Source organism: Bariatricus sp. HCP28S3_A7 (assembly GCF_052066375.1).
Classification (GTDB): domain Bacteria; phylum Bacillota; class Clostridia; order Lachnospirales; family Lachnospiraceae; genus Allocoprococcus.
Genome location: NZ_JBQHSG010000028.1, coordinates 1 through 11,968 on the forward strand (window position 1 = coordinate 1; position 11,968 = coordinate 11,968).

At 39.5% G+C, this 11,968-nt stretch carries 17 protein-coding genes and 1 pseudogene; all 18 read left to right on the plus strand.

The window, feature by feature from the left end:
• The first annotated feature begins 266 nt into the window (after window positions 1-266).
• Window positions 267-875: a PDDEXK nuclease domain-containing protein gene (locus ACTNA4_RS13565; RefSeq protein ID WP_441030563.1), complete on the plus strand. Its 609-nt coding sequence runs from the start codon at window positions 267-269 to the stop codon at window positions 873-875.
• 146 nt (window positions 876-1,021) lie between these two features.
• Complete coding sequence (gene lexA / locus ACTNA4_RS13570) at window positions 1,022-1,621, plus strand: transcriptional repressor LexA (protein ID WP_195548623.1); 600 nt, start codon at window positions 1,022-1,024, stop codon at window positions 1,619-1,621.
• Window positions 1,622-1,752: 131 nt separating this feature from the next.
• Window positions 1,753-2,478, plus strand: coding sequence for an ImmA/IrrE family metallo-endopeptidase (locus ACTNA4_RS13575; RefSeq protein WP_040893137.1), 726 nt, complete (start codon window positions 1,753-1,755; stop codon window positions 2,476-2,478).
• Window positions 2,475-2,723 carry a hypothetical protein gene (locus tag ACTNA4_RS13580; RefSeq protein ID WP_195548621.1) on the plus strand — a complete coding sequence of 83 codons (249 nt, stop codon included), beginning with the start codon at window positions 2,475-2,477 and terminating at the stop codon, window positions 2,721-2,723. Before ACTNA4_RS13575 ends, ACTNA4_RS13580 begins: the two co-directional genes overlap by 4 nt.
• A 316-nt stretch (window positions 2,724-3,039) precedes the next feature.
• Window positions 3,040-3,621, plus strand: a complete 582-nt coding sequence (locus ACTNA4_RS13585) for an RNA polymerase sigma factor (RefSeq protein ID WP_441030566.1) — start codon at window positions 3,040-3,042, stop codon at window positions 3,619-3,621.
• A 97-nt stretch (window positions 3,622-3,718) separates the two neighbouring features.
• Window positions 3,719-4,282: a type II toxin-antitoxin system PemK/MazF family toxin gene (locus tag ACTNA4_RS13590; protein WP_441030568.1), complete on the plus strand. Its 564-nt coding sequence runs from the start codon at window positions 3,719-3,721 to the stop codon at window positions 4,280-4,282.
• The gene (locus ACTNA4_RS13595) at window positions 4,272-4,475 is read left to right on the plus strand and encodes an excisionase (protein ID WP_441030570.1); all 204 of its coding nucleotides are present in this window, start codon (window positions 4,272-4,274) and stop codon (window positions 4,473-4,475) included. Before ACTNA4_RS13590 ends, ACTNA4_RS13595 begins: the two co-directional genes overlap by 11 nt.
• Before the next feature lie 100 nt (window positions 4,476-4,575).
• Entirely contained in the window at window positions 4,576-4,782 is a 207-nt protein-coding gene (locus tag ACTNA4_RS13600) for an excisionase (protein WP_441030572.1), read from the plus strand.
• Between the two features lie 43 nt (window positions 4,783-4,825).
• Window positions 4,826-5,053 carry an excisionase gene (locus ACTNA4_RS13605; RefSeq protein WP_441030574.1) on the plus strand — a complete coding sequence of 76 codons (228 nt, stop codon included), beginning with the start codon at window positions 4,826-4,828 and terminating at the stop codon, window positions 5,051-5,053.
• Window positions 5,019-5,303: an excisionase gene (locus ACTNA4_RS13610; protein ID WP_441030575.1), complete on the plus strand. Its 285-nt coding sequence runs from the start codon at window positions 5,019-5,021 to the stop codon at window positions 5,301-5,303. The genes ACTNA4_RS13605 and ACTNA4_RS13610 overlap by 35 nt, the downstream gene beginning before the upstream one ends.
• 13 nt (window positions 5,304-5,316) lie before the next feature.
• The gene (locus ACTNA4_RS13615; protein WP_441030576.1) at window positions 5,317-6,570 is read left to right on the plus strand and encodes a tyrosine-type recombinase/integrase; all 1,254 of its coding nucleotides are present in this window, start codon (window positions 5,317-5,319) and stop codon (window positions 6,568-6,570) included.
• A gap of 151 nt (window positions 6,571-6,721) precedes the next feature.
• The gene (locus tag ACTNA4_RS13620; RefSeq protein WP_441030577.1) at window positions 6,722-7,159 is read left to right on the plus strand and encodes a DUF4869 domain-containing protein; all 438 of its coding nucleotides are present in this window, start codon (window positions 6,722-6,724) and stop codon (window positions 7,157-7,159) included.
• 236 nt (window positions 7,160-7,395) lie between these two features.
• A pseudogene (locus tag ACTNA4_RS13625) lies at window positions 7,396-7,863 on the plus strand (lysine--tRNA ligase); the annotation flags it as partial.
• Window positions 7,864-8,080: 217 nt separating this feature from the next.
• Entirely contained in the window at window positions 8,081-9,400 is a 1,320-nt protein-coding gene (locus ACTNA4_RS13630) for an ATP-binding protein (protein WP_427820051.1), read from the plus strand.
• A gap of 71 nt (window positions 9,401-9,471) precedes the next feature.
• Window positions 9,472-9,930, plus strand: coding sequence for a thioredoxin-dependent thiol peroxidase (gene bcp, locus ACTNA4_RS13635; RefSeq protein ID WP_441030579.1), 459 nt, complete (start codon window positions 9,472-9,474; stop codon window positions 9,928-9,930).
• Window positions 9,931-9,988: 58 nt separating this feature from the next.
• Entirely contained in the window at window positions 9,989-10,276 is a 288-nt protein-coding gene (locus tag ACTNA4_RS13640; RefSeq protein ID WP_441030581.1) for an AAA family ATPase, read from the plus strand.
• A gap of 165 nt (window positions 10,277-10,441) precedes the next feature.
• Window positions 10,442-10,813 (plus strand): PBECR4 domain-containing protein, encoded by a 372-nt coding sequence (locus tag ACTNA4_RS13645; protein WP_441030583.1) that lies wholly within the window; start codon window positions 10,442-10,444, stop codon window positions 10,811-10,813.
• 527 nt (window positions 10,814-11,340) lie between these two features.
• Complete coding sequence (locus tag ACTNA4_RS13650) at window positions 11,341-11,922, plus strand: NUDIX hydrolase (RefSeq protein ID WP_441030585.1); 582 nt, start codon at window positions 11,341-11,343, stop codon at window positions 11,920-11,922.
• The last annotated feature ends 46 nt before the right edge of the window (window positions 11,923-11,968 follow it).

An 11,968-nucleotide genomic window follows, 5' to 3' on the forward strand; every position in this document is an offset into this window, starting at 1 on the left:
TCCAGCTCTGGCTAAATAACTTAATAGCAAAACAAATGGGGTGGCTCCGTTAGTCCGGACAGGTGGCTCTCGCCACATCGGACTGGCGGCTCCGCCGCACCATAATATTCAGCTAAACAGCCTATCATGAGCTACTCATGTAAAGCACCTTTCGCGGCATAAGACTTGATGGCTTGAAATTTAACTGTCCGCTTATTGTGTCTCTGACTGGCCGGAAAATGTGGCCCAGCTGTCCGCAAAAACTGGCCATATGCAATTATTACCGTATGTTGAAAACACAGAAAAAAGAATTGGTAGAAAATGAGATGAAAGAACTGATGGCATCATATCAAAATGACAAGTTGGAATTTATTAAAAATCCGGTGGTTGCAGAGTTCTTAGGGTTTTCACAGGATACGAATTTTACAGAAAGCGATCTTGAAAAAAGTATCCTGTCAAATTTACAGAAGTTTCTAATGGAATTGGGAAAAGGATATGCTTTTGTAGCAAGACAGCAGCATATTCATACCGAGAAACAGGATTATTATATTGACCTTGTGTTTTACAATTACATACTGAAATGTTTTGTACTCATTGATCTCAAAACGGAGAAGATAACACATCAGGATGTAGGGCAGATGGATATGTATATCCGTATGTATGATGAATTGAAACGCAGCGATGGAGATAATCCAACAATCGGTATTGTGTTATGTGCAGATACGGATGATGATATTGCACGTTATTCAGTGATGCATGGAAATGAACAGCTTTTTGCGTCAAAGTACAAATTATATCTGCCGACGGAGGAAGAACTGAAAGCGGAAATTGAAACACAAAAGGCAATGTTTTATCTTCAGCAAAAAGAAAGTAAGGAAGAAGAAACGGAAGAATAGATTAAGATGGATTGAGGCGTTAGCAAATTGCGACACCTCTTTCTTTTTGGTTAAAAATCTCTTGAAAAATTCATTGCATAATATATAATAGAACTATCGAAAGCAATCTGCTTCTAATAGAAAACAAGGAGAATTGAGGTGCAGGTATGAGAAGCAAGAGTATTGAACTTATGAATGAGATAAAGAAATATATCGAGGAGTATTACCTGCAATACAGACAATCTCCATCTACTACAAAGATTGCTGAAGCAGTAGGAATAGCCAGAGGGACAGCGTATAAATATCTGGTAGAGATGTCTGAAAGAAATATGATTGAGTATGATGGACAGGAAATCAGTACAGAAGTAACCCGTAAGTACAATAAAGAGCAGACACAGACACCAATCGTCGGCTCAGTTCCTTGTGGTAGTCCTCAGTACGAAGAAGAAAATATTGAAGAATATGTATCACTTCCGACAGCTATTTTCGGTAAAGGAGATTTCTTTATCTTGCGAGCAAGTGGTCAGTCGATGATTGAAGCCGGGATTGATGATGGCGACCTTGTAGTTGTCAGAAAACAGGTGGAAGCGAATGAGGGAGATATTGTTGTCGCTCTTGTGGATAATCAGAATACCTTAAAACGTTATTATCGAGATAATGCAAATAAGAAGATTATCTTGCATCCTGAAAACAAAACCATGAAAGACATAATCGTTGATGATTGTTATATTCAGGGAGTAGCCTGTCATATCATCAAGAAAATATAAATGAGGATTAGAACAATGAGAAGATTTGAAGGAATTCGCTATCTGATTATTTTGGATAGTGCGGAAATAAAACTGAACTTTGCCGGAAGAAGTCATTCGCCGGACAAGGTGGAGTCGGAGGTGGACACAACTTGAGTATTTATATGTCAAGAGCCGAGTTGGAAGAAATCAGCGAAGGCTTGATAACAGCTTATGCTAATAAGTTTAGCAATCGAGTGATTCAATCCATCGACATAGAACATTTCATTACAGAATTTCTTATGTTACGAATTGAATACGCTTCTTTCGCAGAAGATGATGCAGGCAGGATTGGTTTTCTGGCAGATGGAGCAACACCACTGCTGATACATCAGGACGGAAAAATTATTCCCTTTGTTTTCCCGAAAGATACCATCGTACTTGATAAATTTCTTCTTGCTGAAAAGGAGCAGGGACGTCGCAGATTTACAATGGCACACGAAGCGTCACATCATATCTTGAGTAAGATGTATGCAATGCCGAGTGAAGGACGCTTTCATGCAGAGTATGACAGTGAGCGTAGTTATTCCAAAGAGGAACTGGCTCAGATGTTTGCGTCTGTTGAGTGGCAGGCAGATACAATGGGAGCTTCGCTTCTTATGCCGAGAAGAATTATTGAAAATGCCTTGGCGAAATATAATCAGTCAAATCCGATAAAAGTTTATGGCGATAATACCATTACTTCAAAGGATAAAGCAGTTATCCGTAGAATGGCAGCTTATATCGGAGTATCTTATACAGCCTTGGTTATCAGATTGAGAGATATGGGACTATTTGAGTATCACAATATCCTTGAGTACATTTCTAATGAGTTAAATCTGGGAGGTGTTTCGCAATGAGGTTACAGACTCAGGTAGCACCTGAAATACAAAAGAGATTGCTTCTGTCAAGAGTAGAAGCAGAAAGTCTGAAAGAGCGTGATATTCTCTGCCCGACTTGTGGGTTCAGGATACAAAGAGTATTTTCAGACGCAACCGGACATTTGAGTGTGAAGTGTCAGAAATGCAAGAATGTCCATATCTTAAATCTCGCTTACTTCCGCAGAATCTGCAGGAACGGATATAGTAGGAATTGCAGGCGATGAATATTACAAGTAAATATCGAAACGATTTCTAATCGAGTAAGCGGAGATAAGCAATTTATTTGCTAAACTACCAAGCACCGTACGAAGCCGGATAAGTGAAGAATAGAAGTATTCTTTGCTGTCCAGATTCGACGGTGCTTTTTTTGTTGCTGTTTTATTCGATTATGCTTCGTGCAGTATTAGGTCTTTTCCCTTATTCGGGAAAGGATCTTTTATGTTTTATACCGTTTGGCAATGCCAAATAGCGAAGTATCCGTGATCTCCGAATTTTTGAAACGAGCAAATTCAAAAATTCAGATCAAAGGAGATTACGGAAATGAAAAATACATATACAGCAACACAGCAGAAAGAACTTTTTGCAAAGGATTGTAAACTCATCAACCTCAAATACGAGTACACAGGTTATATCGGACAGGAGAAATGGGCGATTGTGTCTGAATTATCAGAGCAGGAACTGTTTGAGAAATATCCAGATGAAGTGAAGAAGTACATACCATTCGTATTGCTTTCTGTTGAGCAGGGAAAAGCGATACAGGCATACAACAGAAATGAGGATAAGTACAGAAAACGCCAGAATAACAATAGCGATGCCTTTGGATATGATGATGGAACTACTGAGAATATGCATTCAGAGGTATTCGTACCTGATTTTATAGAACAGCAGGAGATGGACGATTATTACAATGGACGAGCCGAAGAAAAGATGCGTTTATTTGTTACAGCTATGGCGAGGCTTACAGAGAAGCAGCATAAGTATCTGGTAATGCGATATGTAGATGGAATAAGTGCAAGGGATATTGCCAAAGCAGAAGGCGTTGCCCATCAGGTTGTCGACAGACATATTCTCGCAGCAAAGAAGAAGATCGAAAAAATATTCGGAGACTTTTTCAGAAAATAGGGTGTCAAAAGCGATTTTAATTCCAAATAAGTGAGAGGGTTATTTCATTCCTGATGAAAATGACAAATTAGACGATAAGAAAAGCGAGGTTTTACATATGAAAGAAAGAATGATCAGTCGTGGAGATTTATTCTATTACGACTTTGGAGAAAGAGTGGGTTCCGTACAGAGTGGAGAGCGTCCGGTGCTTGTGGTGCAGGCAGACGACTATAACAAAAATGCACCGACTGTGATTGTGGCTGCTGTTACAAGTGTGATTAAAAAGAGATACCTGCCATCGCATATTATATTGGGCGACAAGTTTGGTCTGAAGAAACCATCTATGGTTTTATTGGAACAGGTCCAGACAGTAAATAAGGATGAGCTGAGTGATTATATTGGTACGATTGAGGATGAACATCTTTTAAGACAGATCAATGCGACGCTGAAAAAGACGTTTGGGCTATGGGTGTACAAGCCGGAAAAAGAAGAAAATGTCCGTTGCCTTTGCACCAAGTGCCTGAATGACTATATCCACAATCCGGATTACATTGTGAGGAGACTTGATCCATTTGCAAAGGTCAAAGACCATTGTGATAAATGCAATCAATCCGGTTGGGATTATATCGTTAAGGAAAGACGTTTTTCAAAGAAAGGTAAGAGGGCACGATATGCGAAATAAGGTAAAAGTTCCTATATGGAAAAAGACAAATTTGACAGTTGATGAAGCGGCGGCATATTCCGGTATTGGTACGAAAAAACTGAGGAAAATGACAGAATCCGAAGATTGTCCGTTTGTTCTCTGGAATGGAACAAAGCGGTTGATTAAGAGAGAACAACTGGACGAGTATCTGGAAAATTTGAGTTCAATATAACACGAAAATGCAAATGTGCGATGAGTCCGGTCGCAACATGGGCTTATCGCTGCATTTGCATTAAGATGTGGACATCGAAAGACAAGGAGGTGCTTCAACAATGGCAGATACAAAATATAATGTGCCGGTATGGCATAAAACAAATCTCACTGTAGAGGAAGCGGCAGCTTACTGTGGTGTTGGCTCTAAGAAGCTAAGAGAAATGTCTGACTCAGAATACTGCCCGTTTGTTCTTTGGAATGGAAACAAACGATTATTTAAAAGAAAGGAACTGGATGAGTATCTCGCAGCAATGTACTCAATATAGATAATTTGATTTGCTAGCACGCAGGAGGGAGGTGCTTCAACCTATGGCAAATAGAGAAAAAGCAGATATAAAAAGATATGATGTGCCGATATGGCATAAAGCAAACCTGACAATAGAGGAAGCAGTGGAATATTCAGGGATAGGCAGGGAAAGACTTAGAAAAATGACCAGTCAATATGATTGCCCGTTTGTTCTTCGACTGGGGAATCGCAGATTGATAAAGAGGAGGGCTTTTGATGAATACATTGAAAAACTTGATTTCATCAAATGATGATGAAGAAATGCTCACGGAAGTAAAAGCATATCAGAATAAACTTATATCCAATAAGGAAGAAACGCCGATTTGGGAAAGAAAATGGCTGACTATCGAGGAAGCTTCTGCATATTCCGGAATCGGCAGAGGAAAACTTCGGGAGTTATCCAAAACAGCAGGGTGTCCTTTTGCGATATGGATGGGAAGCAAAATCCATATCGTGAGGGAGAAACTTGATAAGTATACAGCAACACACGAAAGGATTTAGGAGGGACAGTACGATGGCTGAAAAGAGAAAAGATAAAGCAAGGACTGTTTTGAAAACGGGAGAGGTACAGAGAAAGAATGGTACATATCAGTATAGCTGGATGGACGGACAGCTCAAAAGACGTTTTGTTTATGCAAAGACATTAGCTGATCTTCGGGAGAAAGAGAAGCGTATCCAGAAAGATAAATGCGATGGCATTAAGACGGAAGCACGTTATACGACAGTTGATGACTTATACAATCTTTGGCAGAATCTGAAAAGAGGATTGAAGAACAATACATTTGAAAATTACAAATATATGTATAGCACCTTTGTAGGTCCTTCCATCGGAAACCGTAGAGTTTCAACATTGAGAAAATCAGATGTGAAGAAATACTACAATTATCTTGTCGATGAGAGGAATCTGAAGGCATCCACGATTGATAATATCAATACGGTTTTACACCAGATATTGCAGCTAGCAGTTGATGATGATTATATTAGGAAGAATCCGGCGGATAATGTGTTAAGAGAACTGAAAAAGGCACACCCATTCCAGACAGGCGAGAAAAAAGCACTGACAATGAAAGAGCAGGAACTGTTCCTGGATTATTTGAGAACGCACCCGGTTTATGAACACTGGTATCCGATATTTGCTGTCATGGTTGGAACGGGACTTCGAGTTGGAGAAGCAACGGGATTAAGATGGATGGATATTGATCTGGAAGAAGGAATGATTGATGTAAATCATACGCTTGTTTATTACGATCACAGAACAGAGGGGAGTAAAAGAGGATGCTACTTTAATGTGAATAGCACCAAGACACCGGCAAGTATGAGACAGGTTCCGATGCTCGATTTTGTGAAAGAAGCATTTGAGATGGAAAAACAGAAACAGTCAGATTTAGATTTGCATTGCACAGTTACGATTGATGGATACACGGATTTCATTTTCCTGAATCGTTTTGGAAAAACACAGAATCAGTCAACATTAAATAAAGCCATCAAACGTATTATTCGTGATTGCAATGATGAGCAGTTTGAAAAATCAGAGGAACCGGAAGTGCTTTTGCCAAACTTTAGCTGCCATACACTCAGGCATACATTTACAACAAGAATGTGTGAAGCAGGGGTAAATGTAAAAGTCATTCAGGATATACTCGGACATACAGATATTTCCACAACTCTTAATATCTATGCAGATGTAACAAAAGAACTCCGCAAATCTGAGTTCGATGGACTTGAAGCATATTTTAATGGCGAACCTAAAAATGTTGTGAATGCATGAGTAATGGAACCGGAGGAAAGGTCTAAGCAGACAAAAGAAAATATATCATCGTAAGAAAAAGAAAGCTGAGCAGATAAAATTTCTGTGAGGCTTTCTTTTTAAATGTTGTATAATAGCAGTTATAGAAGATTGCTATGAGGAGGTCAGAGATATGTTGAGCATATATTTGGGAGATATGCCGGAAGCTATTTACCACCCACCAACATATTTTGATAATACATATGAAGATGAATGGATAACGAATGAGTTATCTGTGGAAATGATTGCAGATGTTGATAAATCAAAAGTAATCGGGGCACATTTGATAGAGAGTCCGGTTTTAGGTCCGATCCCACCACAAATGTTATCGGGCGGTGTAAAAACACTGATGGTGTTGGCATTTGATGAAAGCGGCAAAATATTCAATGCGGTTGGTGGAGATAACTGTGCGAAGTGGATATTGAAAATTGCAGAGAAGAAAGACCTGACAATCAATCTGCGACATATCATGAATTTTGGAGAGGAGCCTTTTGAAGCTAAGATTTTGAATACAGGAGAAACAGTGCATAATATGTTGGAGCTTATCCGTATTGCCGGGACCTATGTATAAGGATATATTTAATCAAACATATTGATATTATTCGTTTGGCTGTGTATAATAAAAATTACAATTGAATATGTGCTCTTAACAATTTTCGGGCTTACATCATTTACATCAAAACTTACATCAAATGAGTGCTATATTGGTGTAAAATCTCCCGAAAAAAGCTTATTATAAGGAGTTAAACATTGAATACTAATAAATTATGCTTAAAAGAGCAGGGATATGGGAGAACAATCGCAATAATCCCGACGATGAAAACCCTCGGCGGCGCTGAGAAGAAAGCGGAAAAAGCGGAAAAGGCAGTTCAGGAAGAAGCAAAAGCAGAAGAAAAAATTGATTTTTCCAAGGTAAAAATCGAGCCGTTATTTGAAGAAATGGTTGATTTTGATACATTCAGCAAATCTGATTTCAGAGCTGTAAAGGTGAAAGAATGTGAAGCAGTGCCGAAGAGCAAAAAACTTCTGAAATTCGTCTTAGATGACGGAACAGGTGTGGATCGTGTGATTTTAAGCGGTATTCACGAGTATTATGAGCCGGAAGAGCTGGTAGGAAAGACTTGTATCGCAATCACAAACCTGCCTCCGAGAGCGATGATGGGCATTGATTCCTGCGGTATGTTAATCAGTGCAGTACACGAAGAGGATGGAAAAGAAGGACTGAATCTTCTGATGGTGGATGATAAGATTCCGGCAGGAGCAAAACTGTATTAATGTAAATGAGAGCACTTCTTAGAGTTTTTGATCTGAGAGGTGCTTTTTTTCGTATATAATCAAAACGGAGTTATGATGTTCCCTATATTTGCTGGAAAAATGCTTCTGGAAAGAGAAAAGTCATTTGAAAAAGTTGATAGAATCCCAAAAACTCCCTTGAAAAAATTTGATCTTTCAGTATACTAAAAGTCAGACAGGTTAAGGAGATGAAAACGCTATGCTGAAAAGAAAGATAGAACAAAGTTTGAATGAATGGAAGAATACCGCAAATCATAAGCCACTGATTATAAAGGGTTGTCGTCAGTGTGGAAAAACCTACTCTGTTCTGGATTTTGCTAAAAAAAATTATAAGCATGTTGTGTATTTGAATTTTTTTGAGAATCCGGACTATGCTTCTGTGTTTTCCGGTTCTTTGGAAATTGATAATATTGTGATGATGTTGTCCGCATTGTTGGGAAGTGCGGCAGTATTTGAGGCAGGTGAAACGGTTCTGGTTTTGGATGAAATTCAAGATTGCCCGGAGGCGAGAACGGCCTTAAAGTTTTTCCGAATGGATGGACGGTATGATGTCATAGGAACCGGTTCTCTGCTGGGAGTCAAGGGATATGGTAAGGAACCAAAATCTATTCCGGTAGGGTCGGAAACCGTGATTGATATGTATCCGCTGGATTTTGAAGAATTCCTGTGGGCCAATGGGGTTGGAGCGCCGCTTGTTGAGATGCTGAAAAAGAATCTTGAAATGGAAACACCTGTGCCGGATGCCCTGCACAATCGTATGAAGCAGCTGCTTTTGCAGTATACGGTGGTAGGTGGTATGCCGGATGCCGTACAAACTTTTGTAGATACAAAACAAATGGACAAAGTGTTGCGAATACAGAGAGATATTGTTCGTTCCTATGAGGATGATATGGTGAAATACGCGGAGAAAAAAGACAAATCCCGTATTAAGGAATGTTTCCAGTCTATCCCAAGACAACTCAGTAAAGAGAATAAGAAATTTCAATATTCGGTCATAAAGAAAGGTTCAACAGCCTCAAAGTATACAGGCAGCCTTCAATGGATTGAGGATGCAGGAATCATTGCACGGTGCTATAATCTTTCGATTACGGAGCTTCCTTTGGACGGAAATGCGGAGGAAGAGGTATTCAAGGTTTATATGCGGGATTGCGGTCTGTTTGTCAGTATGTTGGAGGATGGCACACAATATGATATACTGCAGGGCAATCTTTATGGATACAAAGGCGCAATCTTTGAGAACCTGATCGCGGATATTTTCACAAAAATGGGGCGAAAGCTGTACTATTTCCACAAAGACAGCGGTCTGGAAGTGGATTTTGTTATTCGATACAAAGGAGAATGTACACTGGTCGAAGTGAAAGCAGTTAACGGAAACACGAAAAGCACAAAAACGATTCTTAAACACCCTGAAAAATATCATGTAAACAGTGCAATCAAGCTGGGAGATTATAATGTGGGCAGGTCAGGACAGATACTGACACTTCCGCTGTATATGGCATTTTTGTTAAGGACGTTTTGATCCTTTCTTAGGTGAAATCATGGAATAATATCATTACGCAAAAGAATAATCTTACAGGAGGACTAAGAATTATGTTGGAAACAGGAACAACAGCTCCGGATTTTACGCTTCCGGACCAGAATGGCAAGAATCATAGTTTAAAAGAATACAGAGGGAAAAAAGTGATCTTATATTTTTATCCGAAAGATAATACTCCGGGCTGTACTAAACAGGCGTGTGGGTATTCTGCCTTGCTGCCTCAGATTGAAGAAAAAGGTGCAATCGTGTTAGGCGTCAGCAAAGACTCTGTGGTAAGTCACAAACGTTTTGAAGAAAAGCAGAATCTTTCCATTACGATTCTGTCTGATCCGGAGCGGAAGGTAATCGAGGCTTATGATGTCTGGAAAGAGAAGAAGAATTATGGCAAAGTTTCCATGGGAGTGGTACGCACAACCTATCTGATTGATGAGAACGGTATCATCATCATGGCAAATGATAAAGTGAAAGCTGCGGATGATTCAGAAAAGCTGCTGGAAATATTGAGCCAATAAGGAGATGCATAGACGGCATCGGTGTAACAGCAGGGAATAGGAAGGAGAATAAATAGATATGGGACATTATCTGAATCCGGGAAATGAAGGATTTAAAAGGGCTTTGCGATCCCGTATTTATGGCGATAAAACGGAAATGATCGAATATGTGAACAGTGTGCTGGGAACAGAAGAGGGCTTTATCTGTGTCAGCAGGCCGAGGCGTTTCAGAAAATCTATGGCAGCAAATATGCTTGCAGCATATTACGACCGTTCCTGTAATTCGGAGACACTGTTTAAGACTTTGAAAATATCCGATAAAAGCGGCTATATAAAGTTACCGATTTTGCCCAGAAAGTTGTTCTGAAAGAGCTTCAGGAAGTATATCCGGAATATATATCGGAGCAAGACAAGCATCTTCCTACGGCTCTGATTGCAGGCATCCGAACAGCTGTTGAAGGGTGCGGCGGAGATATTCTTCTTGTGAGAATCTTTTATGATGAGAAAATGAAAAAACAAGTTGTATTCAAAAGTGGCTATTATGGAACAAATGCTGGATTTGCGAAATAGTAAGTGCTATAAAATTGGTGAAAAGAATCTGATAACGAGGGATAACGATTTTGAAATGGCTATGGGTAATATGAATGGAGTAATGGGTTATGATTCGAGGATAAGGATAAAGGGAACAAATAAGGTGGATAGAACAAAATCACCAATCCCTACTACTCTATTAAATAATTCCATTACAGATTATTGCTCAAGACCGCAGAAAATCATGTTTATTTTGCAGAAGTCTGATGGAGAAAGTACATATAACAAATTATTTTATGAAATAAAGAGGGATTTGTTTCAAACTGAGAAAGAGTTTTTCACAGATGGTTTGAAAAGTTTAATTTCAATATAGATTAACCATGCAGAGTGCATCATCTTTACGGTGGTGCATTTTTTATTGTCTCAAAAGGCCATTCCCATTGTACTTTTTGTCCATTCTTTGGGGAACGACTTAATCCATAGAAAGCCGTAGAATACTATTTGTAAGGAAGCACAAAAACGCTTCTTAACCACCCTGAAAAACACCATGTAAATAGTGCAATCAAGCTGGGAGACTATAATGTGGGCAGGACAGGATAGGTTCTTGCACTTCCGCTGTATATAAAATTTGTGTTAAGGACATTCTGATTCTTTCTAAGGTGAAAGTGTGGTATAATATCATTACGCGAAAGAATAATCTAGCAGGAGGACTAAGAATTATTTTGGAAATAGGTGCAGTTGTTTGTGACGAACGGCGTTATGGAAGCCGCTAGCCAAAAAAGCGGAGATGGGATTTTGCTTGTACTGGCGATTGTTCTGGGACTTATTTGTCCTCCGATTGGTTTTATACTTATGATGATTTTTGCATTCAGGTAAAAGATGATAAGAGGTGACAACAGTTTGGAATTTGTAGACATTGTAGATGAATATGGAAATCCCACAGGAGAGACGGTGGAAAGAGCGAAAGCTCACTCGGAAGGAATTCGACATCGCACGGCACATGTCTGGATCATCCACAGGAATGGGAAAAAAATAGAAGTGCTGCTGCAGAAGCGCTCTTTGAAGAAAGATTCGTTCCCGGGGCAATTCGATACCTCTTCTGCGGGACATATTCAGGCCGGAGACGAGCCGCTTGATTCCGCACTGAGGGAGCTTCGAGAAGAACTGGGCATCACAGCCGACAAAGAAGAACTCCGTTTCGTGGATACTTTCAAAATTCAATATGAAACAGAATTCTATGGAAAAATGTTCCGGGATAACGAGATTGCATTTGTATTTATATACGAAAAACCGATAGATATTTCAGAACTGATACTGCAGGAAGAGGAATTGGATGCGGTGGAATGGTTTGAACTGGAGTATGTGTATGAACAATGCTGTGCACATAATCCGAAATTCTGTGTTTCAATCGGAGGGCTTGAAGTGATACGGAATGATTTGAAAGGTGGAAAAATTGGGAGAAGCATTTCGTATCCTACCTAGAGGAAAAGTGTGATACAATGTGGTTATTAAAAGAATAATTCTGTAG